The following is a 17169-nucleotide window of genomic DNA, read 5'->3' on the forward strand; positions in this document are numbered from 1 at the left end:
ACGCCACGAATCGCAGATTTGAAAGTGAACAGGAAAGTCAATGAAATCAACGATCTACCAACACCACCTCCGCGCCAGTGCTAGCTTTTCGTACCGTCACTTATTGCACTGAAAACGAGGAGACCCCAGGGAAGGTCAAGTCCGTTGGTGGTCCGAAGCCGCGTGTTCGCCACTTGTGTCTCCCACCGTGTCAAGCCTGACAGTTCGACTGCCGGTAACTGCCGGAGCCGAACACTTCTTGGAGTTGACATGAATGCCACAGCCATCGAGGCGCTAACGTCCGCGTCTCTTTCGAACACACAGCTGAATTTCCCTATTTCGGGCATGACCTGCGGCTCCTGTGTTGGGCGGGTCGAGAAGGCTCTCAGAGCCGTGCCGGGTGTCCGTGAGGTGACCGTGAATATCGCTACTGAGCGGGCTTCAGTCGTTGTCGCGTCATCAGTGGAGGTAGGTGACCAGCTCGACTGTTGATCATGAATGGCGGCGATCTTTCTTAGAGGTCCACACGGGCGAGGTAGCATCGTTCCCTGCGGCAACTATTCCCAAGGCAGCCAGGAAGACTCTGGATCAGTCTGATGCCCGAGGGTGGAGGTCGTAATGAAGGTTGCACCCCTCGCTTGGAGGGTCTCGCGCGCTCTTCGAACTCTCTGTCTGAGAAGTTCTGCCTCTCGCTTGTGGAATCTTCCGAGTTGTCCAACGAGATTCCCAGTCCTGTCAACGAATTTGTACAGTTCAGCGCTGGTTTCCCCTGAAGACACCCGCTGCTCTAGAACATGGACTTGTGTTCGAACGGCCGCACGACGATGCGAGTTCCAAGAAGGTTTGGTGTTCACCACCACCTTTGTCACGATCATGCGCTCAGAGCTAGTGAATACTTCGTGCTTCTTACGCTTTGCAGACAGCCCGTTTCTTCGCAGCATCCCGTACACATCTGCGATTACTCGCTCGATCTCTGCTGACTCCAGATTGCCCCTGGAGGACATCGCCATGTCGTCAACGTAGCGCGAGTACGTGATCCCGTGCGCAGCCAATTTCGCTTGCAGTATGGGTTCGTCACGCCAAAGGGCTAGGTTTGCGAGATAGCTGCTCGTGCTAGCGCCTTGAGGAAGCGAACCCGCCTTCGTGGTCAGTCGCGTCAAAAGCGCTGCAACTTGATTTGAGAAGCCAAAAAAGTGCCTCCAGATATCAAAAATCACTTCCGCAGTGACTGATGGGAAAAACTTCGTGACGTCTTCGCAGATGAGAATTCGCGAACCCGCATGCAATCGGGCATTGGTGATGTAGTCCCTTCCCTTCACACTTCCGGTCAGATAGCTGGGGAATGCTACTCGCGTCAAGATGGCTAACTTGATGCGATTTTGAATTTCCTTAAGCTTGGGCTTTGCGCTGTAAACCTCGCGGGTTACGCCTGGCTCAAGCTTCACCAACCTGTAGGAGCGATCAGCAAATCCCGCCATCGCCTGCAATTCAGTCACGCTTGTGCGCAGTGCCTCAGCTAAGTTCTCCGGACTCCAGATCGGCTTGTGAGGGTAACTTGGCTTGTTGAGGGATAGGCTCATTCAGAAGCTCCAAGGCGGTGTAGGCTAGTTGACCAGCTAACTCTCGGTCCAATCGCCCTAGCTCGCTGCCCTCGGCCCCCAGGAAGAACAGTATCTCCACTGGCATTACCAGAGCGTCTGCGATGCGGCTTACCGTGGACAGCGGGGGGTCGCGCCGGTTTCGTTCAAGCATGGAGAGGTAGGACGCGGAGATGCCTGCACGCCCAGCCAATTCACCCTGGGAGAGCTTTCGCTTCTTCCTGGCGAGCTGAATTGCGTTGCCTATGTCCATGTGTGCCTTAAACCAGAAAAACAAAGAATGGGCTTGGGGTGTTTGGCATCACATCCAACCTCCGATGTTCGTCATGATTTTGACGATCACCGCGATGATCCGAAGTGCGCGCTCTACGAGCTTCATTGCTCGGTCTGCGCCATGGTGTGGTTCGAAGCGCTCAAGCGCCTCGATTACCGCGTCCAATTCAGCCTTTACACCGACGTCGAGTTGGCTATCGCAAGCACCACGAACCTTCTTCAGGACCGTGATGTGGTTCTCACAAGTTTGTTTGTCCATTGGACTCTCCTTACAGAGCGGAATTGCCCTGCGTCCCCATTCAAGGCAGCGCCGTAAAGGAGCCAACTCGACACCAAGCCCACCACAGTTGCCGCTGACTATCGAACGTCCCCATCAAGTCCACGAGCTAAGCACAAAGCACTAAGCACGTCGGCCTGAGACCTTCGCTGTCCACTCGCCGCCGAACGACCGCGAGCTGCGTTTTTAGCCTCATCAACTGCCTGACGAAGCGGCGCCATCACTGGCACCCAACCACTGAGCCTTCCACCTTCTTGGGTAAGAGAAAACACAAACCTACTGAACCGCGCCGGGGCCATGTTTCCCCCCGCCGTGAGATGAATTGGAGCACAAAAAATGGACTTAACCAACCAAAAAATCACTGGCAGTTCATTTTTTGTGCATCAACGCGTAACAAAGGTGCTCCAACAGTGCTGGCACTTTCGTTAGCGAACACTTGTGAACAACGCATTGAGGTCCTCCCACGGTCACTCACTTTTAGGCCTGGGCGCTGCGACCGCCAGCAGCGCGAGGAACACTGCAGCACTAACTCCCGCGGAAACCCATAAGGCACCGGCTCCCAGTTGGTCCAAACAAATGCCGAATACGCTAGTCGAACCGTCTTTGTCCAGCCGCACCTGGGCGTGGCATTGCGCTGCAGCTTCGCGAAATCACAAAACTGTCTGTCGAGTTCGGCCTGCCGCAATGAATGCAACAGACCTTGGGAGAAACCGTTCAGACCGAGCCCAGCGCCAGTTTTAGCGTTGCTTTTGAATTGCAACGCTGAAGCGCTGAGTAAATATGCAACGATCTCAATACCCGATTGACATCTTTTCGAAGGAAATTCAAAAGCAACACGAATCCAGTACTACAGAATTTATCAAATACGGCAGACAGCGAAGATGCCGGCTTCACCAGGTTCCCCGGGGCTGTTTGCTTCGCGCCGATGCCAGGATCAGATCGGCCGACTCCGTCCGGTTGTTCCTGCGTGCGAAATCGACGGCGGTCAGGTTCTGCTGATTCTTGAGCGTCGTATCCGCTCCGGCTTCGAGCAGGAGCTTCACGGCGGCCGGCGTGCCATAGTGCGCCGCCATCATGAGCGGCGTCGTGCCGTTCGGCGATTCGGCGTCGATATAGGCATGAGCCTCCAGCAATTGCTTCATGACGTTCAGGTGCCCGTGTGTGGCCGCGTAATGCAGCGGCGTCCAGCCGGTCTTGTTGACGTCGGCGCCGCGCTTGATCAGCGCGGCCACCACATCGTCGAGTCCCTTGAGCGACGCCAGCATGAGCGGGCTCTCGTCGGCGGCGTTGCGCACTTCCACCTTGGTCTTGGGCCAGGCGATCAGTGCCTTGGCCGCGTTGATCGATGGCTCCTTGACCGCCACGAGAAGCGCCGGCTGGCCCGACGGATCCGGCGTTCCCGGGTCGAACCCGCGCTGCAGCAACTGCGTGATGGTCGCTGCGTCATCACGTTTGATGGCGATGAAGAAGTCGTCGTAGGAACCGGCTTGCGTGGCGCCGAATTCAATGAAAACAAATAGATATAAAAGATATCTCAAGTAATTTCTCATGATCGGACTCCTTTGAACAAGGTGTCGAAATTGCGGCTGGTGGCCTCGCCGATCGCTTCTGGCGTCGTCTGGCGCAGTTCCGCGATCTGCCGGGCCACGTGCGGCACGTACGACGGATTGTTGGTTTTGCCCCGGTATGGCACGGGGGCCAGGTACGGGCTGTCGGTTTCGATCAACATCCGGTCCATCGGGACGAAGCGGGCGACTTCGCGCAGCTCCTGCGCCGTCTTGAAGGTCAGGATGCCGGAAAACGAGATGTAGTAACCCAGGTCGAGCGCACCGCGCGCCACCTCGGCCGTCTCGGTGAAGCAGTGGAAAACCCCGCCCGCTGCGCCCGGGGAGCCGTCTTCCCCCTCTTCCTTCAGGATCGCCAGTGTGTCGTCCGAGGCCGCGCGGGTGTGGATGATGAGCGGTTTGCCCGTCTGCCGGGCAGCGCGGATGTGCGTGCGGAAGCGGTCGCGCTGCCATTCCATGTCGGCTACGGTACGGCCGCCCTTGCGCTCGTCCATCTGGTAGTAGTCGAGCCCGGTTTCCCCGATGGCAACCACGCGCGACAGGGCGGCCAGATCCTGCAGGCCCTGCTGAGTCGGCTCGGTCACGCCTTCGTTGTCGGGGTGCACGCCCACGCTGCACCAGAAGTTGTCATAACGGTTGGCCAGCGCGTGGACGTCCGGAAACTCCTCGAGCGTGGTGCAGATGCACAGGGCGCGGGTCACTTGCGCGGCGTCCATGGCGTCGCGAATGGCCGGCAACTGGCTGGCCAGCTCCGGAAAAGTCAGATGGCAATGGGAATCGGTGAACATGGCAAGGCAATTGGAACACTGCGGCCCTCACCCGCGAGCGTTCAGATGGTTTGCGTCGGCCGGTCGGAAGCCAGCGATGCGCCGAGGATTTCCTCGATCTTGAGCTTGAGCTGGCGCGACTTGTCGTCCTGCGGAAAACGGATGCCGACGCCCTGCGTGCGGTTGCCGGACGCACGCGCCGGCGTGACCCATGCCACCTTGCCGGCGACCGGATAGCGCTGCGGGTCTTCGGGCAGGGTCAACAGCACATAGACGTCGTCACCCAGCCGGTATTCACGCGTGGTGGGAATGAACATGCCGCCTTCCGCAAAGAGCGGGATGTAGGCCGCATACAGCGCTGCCTTTTCCTTGATGGCCAGCTGGATGACGCTGGGCCGTGGTGTGGCGGGTCCGGGTGCGGTGCTCATGTCTTGGAGGGGATTGTCCTGGAGTTTAGGGCGATTCTGGCCTCGCTCACAAGCGATTCCAGCATGAGTCCCGCATTGAAGGGGTGTTCCGCAACGCGTGCTGCCTGGGCGAGCGCCTTCGCCCAGCGCGACAGGGCTTGCGGCGATCCGGCGGAAGGCAGGTCCTGTGCGGCGTAAAAGCGCGGCGCTGCACCGGCATGCACGGCCAGCAGATCGTGGCAGAGCTTGTGCAGCGCGTCGATGGCCTGCGGCGGCGTCCAGTCTGACAGTGCGGTCACGTCGCCCCGGGCAACGGCCTTGGGCAGCAGCGACCAGGCTTTGGCATGCCGGCCGGATTGCCAGTAGGCCAGCGCATCGGCAGGGCGACCACCGGCGGCGTTCAGGAGCACGGGCGCATCGGCCGGGGCAACGCCCTGCTCTTTCAGCCAGACGAGCGCGGCGTCCTGCGAGGGCCAGCTCATGGTGTGCCCGAGGCAACGGCTGCGGATGGTGGGCAGCAGCTGGTGCGAGGCCTCGCTGGCCAGCACGAATTTCACATCGCCTGGCGGTTCTTCCAGCGTCTTGAGCAGCGTGTTGGCCGTGATGGTGTTCATGCGCTCGGCCGGGTACACCAGCACCGCCTTGCCGCGACCGCGGGCGCTCGTGCGCTGGGCGAACTCCACGGCATCGCGCATGGCATCCACGCGGATTTCGCGGCTGGCCTTGCGCTTCTTGTCGTCGATGTCCTGCTGCGCTTTTTCCGGCAAGGGCCAGTTCATGTCGAGCATGGCGGTCTCGGGCATGAGCACGCACAGATCCGCGTGGGTCCGCACGTCGATGGCGTGGCAACTGCCGCAATGGCCGCACGCGCCCGAGGGCGTGGGCGCGTCGCACAGCCAGGCGCGAACCATGCCGAGCGCGAGCTCATACTGACCGAGGCCGGACGGGCCCTGCAGCAGCCAGGCGTGGCCACGCTGGGCGAGCAGGGCCTGCAACTGCCCTCCCACCCACGGGGGCGGCGCCTTCTGTGCCTCGGGTGCGTCGGCCGCCGAACTCACGCCGGGCCTCCTCGTGACGCCACCATGATCGCCAGCAGACCACGCCGCACGAAATGGCTGGTGATCTGCTGCCAGACCTTGTGTCGCTCCTGCGCGGCATCGACGCGCGCGAAGCGGTCCGGATCGGCGGCCGCACGGGCGGCGTAGCCTTCGGCCACCTTGCGGAAAAACTCGACAGGCTGCGATTCGAAGCGGTCGGGCACGCGCGCGCCGGCAAGCCGCTCGGCCGCGGTTTCGGGCGGCAGGTCGAACCAGACGGTGAGGTCCGGCTGGCGCAGCAGGCCTTCGCCGTGCCCGTCGTCACGGATCTGCACCCAGGCTTCGAGCGTGCGCAGTACGTCCAGATCGAACCCCCGGCCGCCGCCCTGGTAGGCGAAGGTGGCGTCGGTGAAGCGGTCGCACAGCACCACCTCGCCGCGCAGCAGCGCGGGCTCGATCACCTGCTTCAGATGGTCGCGTCGCGCCGCGAAGATGAGAAGCGCCTCGGTCAGCGGGTCCATCGGATCATTGAGCACCATGGCGCGCAGCTTCTCAGCCAGCGGTGTGCCACCCGGCTCGCGGGTCAGCGTGACGGCGCGGCCCTGCTCCCGGAAGGCGGAAGCCAGTCCGTCGATGTGCGTGGACTTCCCTGCCCCGTCGATGCCTTCGAAGCTGATGAAAAGCCCCCTGCGGGCTTCCGTCTGGGAATTCGACTCATTCATGTCGCTATTTCCCCCGCTGGTACTTGTCGACCGCACGATTGTGCTCATCGAGCGAACTGCTGAAATGGCTGGAGCCGTCGCCCCTGGACACGAAATAAAGTGCCTTGCTGCTGGCCGGCTGAACGGCGGCAATCAACGAAGCCTTGCCCGGCATGGCGATCGGCGTGGGCGGCAGACCGCTTCGCATGTAGGTATTGAATGGCGTGTCGGTCTGCAGGTCGCGGCGGCGCAAGTTGCCGTCGAACGCGTCGCCCATGCCATAGATGACGGTCGGGTCGGTCTGCATCGGCATGCCGATGCGCAGGCGGTTGTTGAACACCGCCGAAATCTCGGCACGGTCGCTCGGGCGGCCGGTTTCTTTCTCGACGATGCTGGCGAGGATGAGTGCCTCATCCGGCGTCTTGACGGCGATGCCGGGCGCGCGTTGCGCCCAGGCCGCGTCGAGCCGCTTGTCCATGGCGTGAAGGGCGCGACGCAGCACGGCGATGTCGCTGCTGCCCTTGGCGTAGGTGTAGGTGTCCGGGAAGAAACGGCCTTCCGGAAGCACCCCGGGCCTGCCGAGGGCGGCCATCAACGCTTCGTTGCTCATGCCGCGCGAATCGGGTTTGAGCTGATCGGCACGGCCCAGGGCTTCGCGCACCTGCCTGAAAGTCCAGCCTTCGACCATGGTGATGGCGCGCAGCGCTTCTTCACCGCGAACGAGTTTCTGCAGCAGCGCACGCGGCGTCGTGCCGGGCTCGATCTCGTAGCTGCCGGCCTTGATCTGCCGGTCCTGGCCGGAAAAGCGGAACCAGGCATAGAGCAGGTCGGGGTTGGTGACGACGCCGGACTCGACCGCTGTCTGCGCCACGCCGCGCGGCGTGGTGCCGGGTTCGATGGACAGGTCCACGGTCGGCGAAGCCAGCGGCAGCGGCTGGTGCAGCCACCACAACGCCCAGGCACCGGCACCCAGAGCCACGAGCGCGGCCAGCACGAAACTCACGAAGAAAAAACGACGCACCGGCTGAGGCCCCAGGCTGTCCCCACAGGGAGGAATGGATTGAAGCGACGATGATAATTCACCCCATGACCGCCATTTCCGCTGCTTTGCCGAATCCCCTCGCGAATCCGCTCGCGATTCCCATCGATCAGCTCCTCCATGGCGTCGCCGCCCTGCCCGATCTCGGCGTCATCCGCGCGGAAGGCGAAGAGGCTGCCAAGTTCCTGCACGGCCAGCTCACGCAGGATTTTGTGTTGCTGAACACTTCCGAGGCGCGCCTCGCCGCCCTGTGCACCGCCAAAGGCCGCATGCAGGCCAGCTTCATCGGCTTCAAGCGCAGCGAGACGGAAATCCTGCTCGTCATCAGCCGCGACCTGCTGCCGGCCACGCTCAAGCGCCTGTCGATGTTCGTGCTGCGTGCCAAGGTGAAACTCACCGATGCGACGGCTGATTTTTCGCTCTTCGGCCTGCTGGGTGATGCCGCCCGGGCCGCCGTGGACACGACCCTGCCGCCGTGGCGTCGTGTGGAAGCCGGCGATGCCAGCATCGTCACGCTCTACCCCGCCGAAGGTCAACCTCGCGCGCTGTGGGTGGCTCCTGTGTCGTCGCCGGCCCCCGCTGGCGATGCGGTGGACACGGAAATCTGGCTGTGGAGCGAGGTCCGCAGCGGCGTGGCCAGGCTGACGGTGCCAGTGGCCGAAGCCTTCGTGCCGCAGATGCTCAACTACGAATCGGTCGGCGGCGTGAACTTCAAGAAGGGCTGCTATCCCGGCCAGGAAGTGGTGGCGCGCAGCCAGTTCCGCGGCACGCTCAAGCGCCGCGCCTACCTCGTGCATGCCGATTCGCCGCTGGCCGCCGGGCAGGAAGTTTTCGAGGCGGGTGCGGATGCGGCGCAGCCGAGCGGCACGGTGGTGCAGTCTGCGGCGGCGCCCGGCGGCGGTTTCGACGCGATCGTCTCCATGCAGGTCAGTGCCGCGCAGGCCGCTGGACTTCTGGCCGGAGCACCCGGTGTGACGGCGGGGCCCGCCGAAGGCCCGGCGCTCGACCTGCTCCCCTTGCCTTACGAACTGCTCGACGACATCTGACGCGCGCTGCAGCCGCGCCTCAAAGATCGAGCTTCATCCCGATGTGCGGAATGCCGACTTCCTCGAACGGCTCGCCCGCGATCCCGTAGCCCAACCGGCGATAGAACGCCTCGGCGCTGCGTTGCGCATGCAGATGGATGGCCTTGTCGCCGCGCTGGCGCGCCACATCTTCCAGCGCGCGCAACACGGCCTGGCCGAGGTTGGCTCCACGCAGCACGCGTGAGACCGCCATGCGACCGACCCGCGTCTCGCCTTCCGGGTGCTGGAGCAATCGCCCGGTGGCCAGCGGCATGCCGAGCCGGTTGTAGGCCACGGCGTGCACGGCGGTCGCGTCCGCTTCGTCCCACTCCATATCCATCGGGATCTTCTGCTCCTCGACGAAGACGGCGGTGCGGATCTTCGATGCATCGGGTCCGAGCGTGTCCCACGCGCCCGTTTTCACCTCGACCATCGGCTCGCCGGCTTCGAAGCCGGTCAGCAGGTCACGCAGTGCCTGCGGGACCGGGCGCGAGGTCTGCGTGGCCGGGTCGGCGAAAACGTAGATCAGTTCACCCGTGATCAACAGTTCGTCGCCACGGAAGATGCCACCGGTGAACACCATCGATGAATTGCCGATGCGTGTGCATTTCAGGCCGACGTCCAGCTGGTCGTCATAGCGGGCCGAAGCGTGGTATTCCACCGACGCCTTCTTCACATACAGGTCGCCGCCCAACTGGTGCATCGCCTCGTAGTACGGCACCGCGAGGGCGCGCCAGTAGTCGGCAAAGGCCGTGTCGAAGTACATCAGGTAGTGCCCGTTGAACACGATCTGCTGCATGTCCACCTCCACCCAGCGCACGCGCAGCCGGTGGAAGAAACGGAAGTCCTGTCTTTTCATCTCGTCTTGTCTTTCGTTTTCTTGTTCACTTGAAGAGCGCAGCTTTCAGGGCTGCTGCGGCGTCCATATGTGCCTGCCGCGCCTCGGGAATCGCGCGGCCAAGCTTGATGAACTCGTGCGTGACGCCACGGTAGATTTCAAGGTCCACCGCCACGCCCGCCGCACGCAGCTTGTCGGCGTACTGGACGCCCTCGTCCACCAGCGGGTCCAGCTCGGCCAGGCCGATCCAGGCGGGTGCGACATGTTCCACGTCTTCGGCGTTCAGCGGCGCGAAACGCCAATCCTCGCGGTCGGCCCGCTCGGGGATGTACTGGTCGAAGAAGAAGGCGATGCTCGCCGCGTCCAGGATCAGCCCCTGCGCGAAGCGGCGGTTGGACTCGGCGTCCGAATGCGCGGTCGTGCCGGGATAGAACAGCAACTGCAGTGCGATCGGCAGGCCGGCGTCACGCGCCATGAGTGCACAGACCGCCGCCAGCGTTCCACCCGCGCTGTCGCCGCCAAGTGCAAGGCGCTTCGGGTCGGCGCCCAGCGTGTTGCCGTGCGCGGCCAGCCATTGCATCGCGTCCTGCGCGTCGTGTACCGCCACGGGAAAGCGGTGCGCGGGCGCGAGCCGGTAGTCGAGCGACACCACCATGCAGCCGGAAAGCCGGCTCAGCTCGCGGCACAGCACGTCGTGCGTGGCGATGCTGCCGATGGTGAAACCGCCGCCGTGGAAGTACAACAGCACCGGCAGCACGTCGCGCGACGGGGCGTAGAGCCGCGCCGGCATGGCGTGACCGTCGCGCGTGCTGATGCTGAAGTCCTCCACGCGCTCGAGCGGTGCGCGTGGCAGTTCGAGCACGTTCGCGCCCTTCTCGTAAGCGGCGCGCGCCTCGTCGGGCGTGAGCGAATGGAACGGGGGATGCCCCGCGCGCGCCATGCGCTCGATGACGCTGCGCATCTGCGGCGTGAGGCGGCTTGCGTGTTCCTGCCAGGGGGTGGTCATGCGTGATGGGCTGTTGCGGCTGTCGCACTCGCGACGGAAGACAAGGGTTTGTGGCGTTGCATCCTACCGTGACTTGCGCAACCCTACCGGCATGGCCTTCATCAACTACGTCACGCTGATCCAGTTCGACCATGGCGCCATCGCGCTGCTCAAAAGCGAATGCGAACGCGTGGGCATCACCCGCCCGCTGGTGGTCACCGACGCCGGGGTGAAAGCCGCGGGCATTTTGCAGAAAGCGCTGGACGCCTTGCCCGGCATGCCGGTCGCCGTGTTCGACCAGACGCCCTCCAACCCGACCGAAACCGCCGTGCGTGCAGCGGCGGAAATCTACAAGGCGAAGAACTGCGACGGCCTCATTGCAGTCGGCGGCGGCTCGGCCATCGACTGCGCCAAGGGCGTCGCCATCGCCGCCACGCACGACGGCCCGCTCACGCACTACGCCACGATCGAGGGCGGCTCGCCGCGCATCAGCGCGCAGACAGCGCCGGTAATCGCCGTGCCCACCACCAGCGGCACCGGCAGCGAAGTGGCGCGCGGCGCGATCATCATCGTGGACGACCACCGCAAACTCGGCTTCCATTCGCCGCACCTGATTCCGAAGGCGGCCATCTGCGACCCCGAACTCACGCTGGGCCTGCCGCCCCGGCTGACCGCTGCCACCGGCATGGACGCCATCGCGCACTGCATGGAAACCTTCATGTCTTCGGCGTTCAACCCCCCGGCAGACGGCATCGCGCTGGACGGCCTCACGCGCGGATGGGCGCACATCGAGCGCGCCACGCAGAACGGACAGGACCGCGAGGCGCGCCGCCAGCTCATGAGCGCGTCGATGCAGGGCGCGATGGCCTTCCAGAAAGGGCTCGGTTGCGTGCATTCGCTGAGCCACAGCCTGGGCGGCGTCGACCCGCGCCTGCATCACGGCACGCTGAATGCGATGTTCCTGCCGGCCGTCGTCGTCTTCAATTCGGAGCATGAGTCGGTGCGCGCTGAAAAGCGGCTGGAGCGCATGGCGCATGCGATGGGCCTGTCCTCGGCCGGTGATGTTCCCGAGGCCATCCGCGACATGAGCGCACGGCTCGGTCTACCGGACGGCCTCGCGTCGATGGGCGTCCAGGAAGACTGGTTCGGCCGCATCATCGAAGGTGCGCTCGCCGATCATTGCCACAAGACGAATCCGCGGCTGGCCAGCGCCGACGATTACCGCGCGTTGCTGTCGGCTTCGATGTAGCCGCGGTCAGCCGAGGCCGTCAGAGCGGTTCGAGCCGGCCCAGGTCCGGCTTTGCCAGCCATTCCTGCAGTTCGTCCGACAGGCGCTGTGCCTCGCGCACGGCTGTGCCCCACGCGTTCACGCGGGCCTGCAGGTCGGTGCCGTAGCGGGTGAAGTCGGTGCGGTCGGGCAGCTTGCCGTTGGGCAAGGTCTTCACCCATTCCGGGTCGGGCGCCAGCACCACCATGCTGTCGAGGAATGGCGTGGCCTTGTGCCGCCACTTCAAGCCCTTGTCGAGCCAGCCGGGCACCACGGACTTCTGGAAGTGCGGGTACAGCACGAGGCCGGGCGTGCCCTCCTTCGCCGTCGTCTGGTAATGCAGATGCAGGTGGTAGTCGGTGATGCCGCCGTCCCAATAGGCGCCGCGCGGCGCGCCGGGAATGTCCGGCACCGATTGCAGCACAAAAGGAATGGAGCAGCTGGCCTGCAGCGCGGCGCTGAAGTTGGCTTCGTCCAGCGCCACCTGCCGCGTGCGGTAGTCGCCCGTGCCGAACGGCAGCGGCGCGCCCGGCGCGGAGAACACCACGCGCTCCAGCCACGCGCCCATCGATTTGCGGTGCAGCGTGTTTGTGAGGAACGCGCCCAGATAACCCAGCGGCGTGCCGAGGCCGTGCTCGCGCGCCAGCACATGTCGCCCGCGCGAGGTGACGATGTGCAGCCGGTACCGCGGATTGCCCAGCACCTCGCCGATGCGCCCGCCGTAGAACGCCTTCAGGTTCTGGCCGAACAGCTCGCTCACATGCGCGGCGCTCGGCCGTTTCTTGCCGGGGGGCACGTCGTAGTTCTGGTGGATGTAGTCGTGCTCCAGCCGCTCGAAGGCGGCCACCGGGTCCTGCAGGCAGGCCGTGGCCATGCGCCAGGCACCGATCGACGCGCCGACCAGATGCACTTCATGCGAAGAGCCGGCCAGCCAGTCGCCGAAGATGAAACGGTCCAGCGGACCGAGGATCAGCCCCTTCGGGCCGCCCGCCGCGCCGGGCACCACGCGCACGTCCTGCGCGCGCAGGCCTTCCTGCTCGATGAGTTTGCGGGCCGCAGGGCCCGCATGGACGCGCAAGGCTTTCAAGGGCTTCAGGCGAAGCTGTTCACTTCCGCCTTCGAAGTCCAGTCGATCGGGCTTTGCTGGAGCACCATGTCGATGTCCAGGCCGAGCGCGAGGCCGACGGTGTCGGGGAAGGTGACAGCCAGCTCCTTGTCACCCAGGTTGGCTTCCTTGGCGCGGGCGCGCCAGGCCGACAGGTGGATGATGCCGGCCAGCGGCTCATACACGTCGTTCTCGAATGGTGCGTACTGGTACTCGAGCGCATCGACGATCGCCTGCGGGAAGTTCCACTTGCGCGCGAAGCCCGCACCGACGCTGGCGTAGCAGTAGCCAAAGGTGCGGCGTTCGGCGCGCGCGCGCTTGAGCGACAGCGGGGGCACTTCCTGGTCGAGCGTCACCATCTTCTCGGGCATGCCCAGATGCATCACGAGTTCGCCCACGCAGTGGATCAGTCCGGAGGTGAAAGCGGTGGCCTCGTTCTGGTCGAGCTTGAGCGCGAGCGAGCGCGAGAGCTTGGCGGTGTTCAGGCTGTAGCGCCAGAACTGCTGCATGTTGATGCCCTGCACCACCTGGAAAGTACCGACGAGCGACACGGCGCTGACGAGCGAGCGCACTTGCACGAGGCCGAGGATGGCCACGGCTTCGTTGACTTCGCTGATGGATCGGGACAGCTGGAAGAACGCCGAGTTGGCGATCTGCAGGATACGGGTCGTCAGGCCGGGGTCGGCGCTGATGAGTTTGCTGACCTTGCGGACGTCAGGCTCAGGCTGGTCCAGCTCCACCATGAGGAGAGCGACCACCTTCGGCATGCTGGGTACGGCCTTGTGAGAGGCCAGCAGTGCATTCAGCTCCATGAAACGGTATGTCTATCCAATATGTATAAATCTGAAACAGATTATGCGTTGTCCCCGCGTGGCCGACTGTGACCAATCAACGGAATTGCCGGAAATCAGCGGCGCTGATCAGGAGAATTCTTCCGAACCCGACTCGTAGTTCAGGATTCCGTCGGGATCGATGCCCAGTGCCTCGCCCACGAGGTCGGGATAGGTCGTGATCAGTTCCTTGGCACGCAGGTTGAGCTCGATCCCGCGCGCGCGCCAGGCGGCCAGATGGATCACGCCGGCCAATGGCTCGTACACGTCGTTTTCATACGGGCGCACGTGGTTGGCCACGCCATTGACGATGCGCCAGGGAAACTTCCAGCGTTTGGCCAGTTCGGCGCCGACGTGCGCGTACGAATAACCGAAGATGGCATCCTGGGCCTCGGCGCGGTTCAGCGCGAGCGGCTTGCACACCGAGTCGAGCCGGTCCATGGCATCGGACATGCCCACGCGCATCGGCAGTTCGCCCACGGCATGGATCAGGCCGGAGGTGTAGGCCTCGCCATCGTCGAGGTCGATTTCCATCGCGAGGCGTCGCGCCAGTTCGGCGGTGTTCAGGCTGTAGCTCCAGAACTGCTGGAGGCGGTCGGGGCTGACGGACGGGAAGCTCTGGTTCATCACCATGGCGATGGCCAGCGAACGGACCTTGCGCAGGCCGAGGATGCGCAAGGAATCTTCCACGCTGCCGACGGTGCGGCCGCGCCAGAAAAACGACGAGTTCGCCTGCTTGAGCAGCTTGGCCGTGAGAACCGGATCGGTGGAGATGCAGGCGGCGACGGTGCCGGTGTCGATATCGGGGTCGTCCAGGCCCGATATCAATTGCGCCGTGGCGGCGGGGGCTGCAGGCAGCGCCCCTGGCTGGGCAAGCAGGGCTTCAAGTTGCACTGTGTGACTCCATGGCGGTCATCTCTCCCATTCGCGGGTGTGCCCTGGCGCTGAGGCCATCGAAGAGCACGGACACATCCGGATACATGAAGCCATTATGAAGCGCAAAGTAGCAGCCGGTTTGATCAGCGGCTCAATCCCTTCAGTTTTGCGAATGCAGAAGCCATTGCAGTGCCTCCGGCTGTGGCGTCCGGGCGACGCTGTTGCCCGCGGCCTGCCGGTTCGAAGCGGTTGCCCTGCCCTGCGGCCTTGCCACCACCCGCGCGCGCGGGGGCATCGAGCTTCATGGTCAGGCTGATGCGCTTGCGGGCAACGTCCACCTCCAGCACGCGCACCTTCACGATATCGCCGGTCTTCACGACCTCGCGTGCGTCGTTCACGAAGCGGTTGCTGAGCTGGCTCACGTGGACCAGCCCGTCCTGGTGGACGCCGAGATCGACGAACGCGCCGAACTGCGCCACATTGCTCACCGTGCCCTCGAGCTCCATGCCTTCCTTGAGGTCGACGATGTCTTCGACGCCTTCATTGAAGCGGGCGACCTTGAAATCGGGGCGCGGGTCGCGGCCCGGCTTCTCCAGTTCGGAGAGGATGTCCTTCACCGTGATGACGCCGAACTTCTCGTTGGCGAACAGCTCAGGCTTGAGCGTCTTGAGCATGTCCGCCCGGCCCATCAGCTCGGCGATCGGCTTGCCTGTTTTCTCGATCATGCTTTCGACGACCGGATAGGTTTCCGGGTGCACGCCAGTCACGTCCAGCGGATTCGTTCCGCCGCGGATGCGCAGGAAGCCGGCACTCTGCTCGAACGTCTTGGCCCCGAAGCCGGTCACATCCAGCAACTGCTTGCGGCTGCCGAATGCGCCGTTGGCTTCGCGCCAGCGAACGACCGCCTTGGCCACGCTGGCCGACAGCCCCGATACGCGAGAGAGCAGCGGCACGCTGGCGGTGTTCAGGTCCACGCCGACCGAGTTCACGCAGTCTTCCACCACGGCGTCGAGCATGCGCGCCAGTTCACTCTGGTTCACGTCGTGCTGGTACTGCCCGACACCGATGCTCTTGGGGTCGATCTTCACGAGCTCGGCCAGCGGGTCCTGCAGGCGGCGCGCGATGCTGGCTGCGCCGCGCAGGCTCACGTCCACGTCGGGCATTTCCTGGCTGGCGAACTCGCTGGCGGAATACACCGACGCGCCTGCTTCGCTGACCACCACCTTCTCGATCTGCAACTCGGGCGCTCCAGCCTGGGCACTCATCTTCGCCAGCAGCTTGATGAGGTCGCCAGCGAGCTTGTCCGTCTCGCGGCTGGCCGTCCCGTTGCCGATGGCGATGAGGTTGACGCTGTGCCTGGCGCACAGCTTGCCGAGTGTGTGCAAGGAGCCTTCCCAGTCCTTGCGCGGTTCATGGGGGAATACGGTGGCGGTGTCGACCAGCTTGCCTGTGGCGTCGACCACGGCCACCTTCACGCCGGTGCGGATGCCGGGGTCCAGCCCCAACACGACGCGCGGGCCGGCCGGTGCGGCCAGCAGCAGGTCGCGCAGGTTGTCGGCGAAGACCTTGATGGCGACCTTCTCGGCCTCTTCGCGCAGGCGCGAGAACAGGTCGCGTTCGGTGGACAGGGACAGCTTCACGCGCCAGGTCCAGGCCACCGTCTTGCGGATCAGGTCGTCGGCAGCGCGCCCCTGGTGGCTCCAGCCCAGATGCAGCGCAATCTTGCCTTCCGCGATGGACGGTTTACCCGGCTCGGGCTCCACCGGCAGCACCAGCTTGGCGTCCAGGATGTCCTGCGCGCGGCCGCGGAACACGGCCAGCGCGCGGTGCGACGGCACGCGGCCGATGGGTTCGTCGTACTCGAAATAGTCGCGGAACTTGGCAACGTCGGGGTTGTTCTCGTCCTTGCCCGCCATGAGCGAGGAGCGCAGCAGGCCCTCGGTCCAGAGCCACTGGCGCATCTGCTGCACCAGCGCGGCGTCTTCTGCCCAGCGCTCGGAAAGGATGTCGCGCACGCCGTCCAGCACAGCTGGCACGGTAGAGAAATCGAGACCGTCGACCGGGGGCTTCACGAAAGCCTGCGCCTCGGTTTGCGGGTCGAGCGTCGGGTCGGCGAACAGCTTGTCGGCCAGCGGCTCGATGCCGGCTTCGCGCGCCATCTGACCCTTGGTACGGCGGCGCGGCTTGAAGGGCAGGTACAGGTCTTCCAGCTCCTGCTTGGTCGGTGCGGCGACGATGGCGGCCAGCAGTTCGGGGGTGAGCTTGCCCTGCTCCTCGATGCTCTTGACCACGGCTTCGCGGCGTTCTTCGAGTTCGCGCAGGTAGGCCAGTCGAGCCTCCAGTTCGCGCAGTTGCACGTCGTCCAGGCCATCGGTGGCCTCCTTGCGGTATCGCGCGATGAAGGGCACCGTGGCGCCTCCGTCCAGCAGTTCGACGGCGGCCTTCACCTGGCCTTCCGCGACTTTGAGTTCCTGGGCTATCTGGCGGATGATTTTCAGCATGTCTCTCTGGATGGTCTCTCGGGGAAAGCGGGCGAGTTTGCCACAGCCCCATGCCCCTTC

At 64.2% G+C, this 17169-nt stretch carries 18 protein-coding genes; 3 read left to right on the forward strand and 15 right to left on the reverse strand.

All coding sequences use genetic code 11. From position 1 onward, the window contains the following. The first annotated feature begins 249 nt into the window (after positions 1-249). A complete protein-coding gene (locus tag ACO2Q9_RS17890; RefSeq protein WP_423313260.1) occupies positions 250-471 on the forward strand; it encodes a heavy-metal-associated domain-containing protein in 222 nt (73 codons plus the stop codon). A 65-nt stretch (positions 472-536) separates the two neighbouring features. On the opposite strand, the gene ACO2Q9_RS17895 is transcribed toward ACO2Q9_RS17890, so the two are convergent. From ACO2Q9_RS17895 to mltG, 9 genes are all read right to left on the reverse strand, one after another. Beyond that, complete coding sequence (locus ACO2Q9_RS17895; protein WP_423313261.1) at positions 537-1559, reverse strand: reverse transcriptase family protein; 1023 nt, start codon at positions 1557-1559, stop codon at positions 537-539. Further along, positions 1492-1830: a helix-turn-helix domain-containing protein gene (locus ACO2Q9_RS17900; RefSeq protein WP_423313263.1), complete on the reverse strand. Its 339-nt coding sequence runs from the start codon at positions 1828-1830 to the stop codon at positions 1492-1494. Before ACO2Q9_RS17900 ends, ACO2Q9_RS17895 begins: the two co-directional genes overlap by 68 nt. Positions 1831-1878: 48 nt before the next feature. Continuing rightward, complete coding sequence (locus ACO2Q9_RS17905; protein WP_423313265.1) at positions 1879-2109, reverse strand: hypothetical protein; 231 nt, start codon at positions 2107-2109, stop codon at positions 1879-1881. A 908-nt stretch (positions 2110-3017) separates the two neighbouring features. Beyond that, positions 3018-3677 (reverse strand): ankyrin repeat domain-containing protein, encoded by a 660-nt coding sequence (locus ACO2Q9_RS17910; RefSeq protein ID WP_423313266.1) that lies wholly within the window; start codon positions 3675-3677, stop codon positions 3018-3020. Continuing rightward, entirely contained in the window at positions 3674-4480 is an 807-nt protein-coding gene (locus ACO2Q9_RS17915; RefSeq protein ID WP_423313268.1) for a TatD family hydrolase, read from the reverse strand. The genes ACO2Q9_RS17910 and ACO2Q9_RS17915 overlap by 4 nt, the downstream gene beginning before the upstream one ends. 41 nt (positions 4481-4521) lie before the next feature. Next, complete coding sequence (locus tag ACO2Q9_RS17920) at positions 4522-4887, reverse strand: PilZ domain-containing protein (protein ID WP_423313270.1); 366 nt, start codon at positions 4885-4887, stop codon at positions 4522-4524. Beyond that, on the reverse strand, positions 4884-5924 hold the full coding sequence (locus ACO2Q9_RS17925) for a DNA polymerase III subunit delta' (protein ID WP_423313271.1): 1041 nt from the start codon (positions 5922-5924) through the stop codon (positions 4884-4886). Before ACO2Q9_RS17925 ends, ACO2Q9_RS17920 begins: the two co-directional genes overlap by 4 nt. After that, positions 5921-6625 carry a dTMP kinase gene (gene tmk, locus ACO2Q9_RS17930; RefSeq protein WP_423313273.1) on the reverse strand — a complete coding sequence of 235 codons (705 nt, stop codon included), beginning with the start codon at positions 6623-6625 and terminating at the stop codon, positions 5921-5923. The genes ACO2Q9_RS17925 and tmk overlap by 4 nt, the downstream gene beginning before the upstream one ends. 4 nt (positions 6626-6629) lie before the next feature. After that, positions 6630-7625 (reverse strand): endolytic transglycosylase MltG, encoded by a 996-nt coding sequence (gene mltG / locus ACO2Q9_RS17935; RefSeq protein WP_423313275.1) that lies wholly within the window; start codon positions 7623-7625, stop codon positions 6630-6632. 65 nt (positions 7626-7690) lie between these two features. On the opposite strand from mltG, the gene ACO2Q9_RS17940 reads away from it, so the two are divergent. Then, the gene (locus ACO2Q9_RS17940; protein WP_423313277.1) at positions 7691-8689 is read left to right on the forward strand and encodes a YgfZ/GcvT domain-containing protein; all 999 of its coding nucleotides are present in this window, start codon (positions 7691-7693) and stop codon (positions 8687-8689) included. A 19-nt stretch (positions 8690-8708) separates the two neighbouring features. Here ACO2Q9_RS17940 and ACO2Q9_RS17945 read toward each other — a convergent pair whose 3' ends face one another. Together ACO2Q9_RS17945 and ACO2Q9_RS17950 are read right to left on the reverse strand one after the other, a co-directional pair. Continuing rightward, on the reverse strand, positions 8709-9566 hold the full coding sequence (locus ACO2Q9_RS17945; RefSeq protein WP_423313279.1) for a YbgC/FadM family acyl-CoA thioesterase: 858 nt from the start codon (positions 9564-9566) through the stop codon (positions 8709-8711). Between the two features lie 25 nt (positions 9567-9591). Beyond that, the gene (locus tag ACO2Q9_RS17950; RefSeq protein WP_423313281.1) at positions 9592-10551 is read right to left on the reverse strand and encodes an alpha/beta hydrolase; all 960 of its coding nucleotides are present in this window, start codon (positions 10549-10551) and stop codon (positions 9592-9594) included. Between the two features lie 91 nt (positions 10552-10642). On the opposite strand from ACO2Q9_RS17950, the gene ACO2Q9_RS17955 reads away from it, so the two are divergent. After that, a complete protein-coding gene (locus tag ACO2Q9_RS17955; RefSeq protein ID WP_423313282.1) occupies positions 10643-11779 on the forward strand; it encodes an iron-containing alcohol dehydrogenase in 1137 nt (378 codons plus the stop codon). 19 nt (positions 11780-11798) lie between these two features. On the opposite strand, the gene ACO2Q9_RS17960 is transcribed toward ACO2Q9_RS17955, so the two are convergent. The 4 genes from ACO2Q9_RS17960 to ACO2Q9_RS17975 all read right to left on the reverse strand — a co-directional run bounded on the left by ACO2Q9_RS17960 (position 11799) and on the right by ACO2Q9_RS17975 (position 17109). Next, complete coding sequence (locus ACO2Q9_RS17960) at positions 11799-12884, reverse strand: phospholipase (RefSeq protein ID WP_423313284.1); 1086 nt, start codon at positions 12882-12884, stop codon at positions 11799-11801. Positions 12885-12889: 5 nt separating this feature from the next. Continuing rightward, the gene (locus tag ACO2Q9_RS17965; RefSeq protein ID WP_423313286.1) at positions 12890-13714 is read right to left on the reverse strand and encodes an HDOD domain-containing protein; all 825 of its coding nucleotides are present in this window, start codon (positions 13712-13714) and stop codon (positions 12890-12892) included. Between the two features lie 108 nt (positions 13715-13822). Further along, positions 13823-14626, reverse strand: a complete 804-nt coding sequence (locus tag ACO2Q9_RS17970) for an HDOD domain-containing protein (RefSeq protein WP_423313287.1) — start codon at positions 14624-14626, stop codon at positions 13823-13825. A gap of 125 nt (positions 14627-14751) precedes the next feature. Beyond that, the gene (locus ACO2Q9_RS17975; protein ID WP_423313289.1) at positions 14752-17109 is read right to left on the reverse strand and encodes a Tex family protein; all 2358 of its coding nucleotides are present in this window, start codon (positions 17107-17109) and stop codon (positions 14752-14754) included. Positions 17110-17169 lie beyond the last annotated feature (60 nt).

Source organism: Variovorax sp. VNK109 (assembly GCF_049445855.1).
Classification (GTDB): domain Bacteria; phylum Pseudomonadota; class Gammaproteobacteria; order Burkholderiales; family Burkholderiaceae_C; genus JAGOCV01.

Bases quoted from the DNA above. Each gene is read 5' to 3' on its own strand.
- ACO2Q9_RS17890 (WP_423313260.1), top strand. From the start codon at position 250: ATGAATGCCACAGCCATCGAGGCGCTAACGTCCGCGTCTCTTTCGAAC.
- ACO2Q9_RS17895 (WP_423313261.1), bottom strand. From the start codon at position 1,559: ATGAGCCTATCCCTCAACAAGCCAAGTTACCCTCACAAGCCGATCTGG.
- ACO2Q9_RS17900 (WP_423313263.1), bottom strand. From the start codon at position 1,830: ATGGACATAGGCAACGCAATTCAGCTCGCCAGGAAGAAGCGAAAGCTC.
- ACO2Q9_RS17905 (WP_423313265.1), bottom strand. From the start codon at position 2,109: ATGGACAAACAAACTTGTGAGAACCACATCACGGTCCTGAAGAAGGTT.
- ACO2Q9_RS17910 (WP_423313266.1), bottom strand. From the start codon at position 3,677: ATGAGAAATTACTTGAGATATCTTTTATATCTATTTGTTTTCATTGAA.
- ACO2Q9_RS17915 (WP_423313268.1), bottom strand. From the start codon at position 4,480: ATGTTCACCGATTCCCATTGCCATCTGACTTTTCCGGAGCTGGCCAGC.
- ACO2Q9_RS17920 (WP_423313270.1), bottom strand. From the start codon at position 4,887: ATGAGCACCGCACCCGGACCCGCCACACCACGGCCCAGCGTCATCCAG.
- tmk (WP_423313273.1), bottom strand. From the start codon at position 6,625: ATGAATGAGTCGAATTCCCAGACGGAAGCCCGCAGGGGGCTTTTCATC.
- ACO2Q9_RS17940 (WP_423313277.1), top strand. From the start codon at position 7,691: ATGACCGCCATTTCCGCTGCTTTGCCGAATCCCCTCGCGAATCCGCTC.
- ACO2Q9_RS17945 (WP_423313279.1), bottom strand. From the start codon at position 9,566: ATGAAAAGACAGGACTTCCGTTTCTTCCACCGGCTGCGCGTGCGCTGG.
- ACO2Q9_RS17950 (WP_423313281.1), bottom strand. From the start codon at position 10,551: ATGACCACCCCCTGGCAGGAACACGCAAGCCGCCTCACGCCGCAGATG.
- ACO2Q9_RS17955 (WP_423313282.1), top strand. From the start codon at position 10,643: ATGGCCTTCATCAACTACGTCACGCTGATCCAGTTCGACCATGGCGCC.
- ACO2Q9_RS17965 (WP_423313286.1), bottom strand. From the start codon at position 13,714: ATGGAGCTGAATGCACTGCTGGCCTCTCACAAGGCCGTACCCAGCATG.
- ACO2Q9_RS17975 (WP_423313289.1), bottom strand. From the start codon at position 17,109: ATGCTGAAAATCATCCGCCAGATAGCCCAGGAACTCAAAGTCGCGGAA.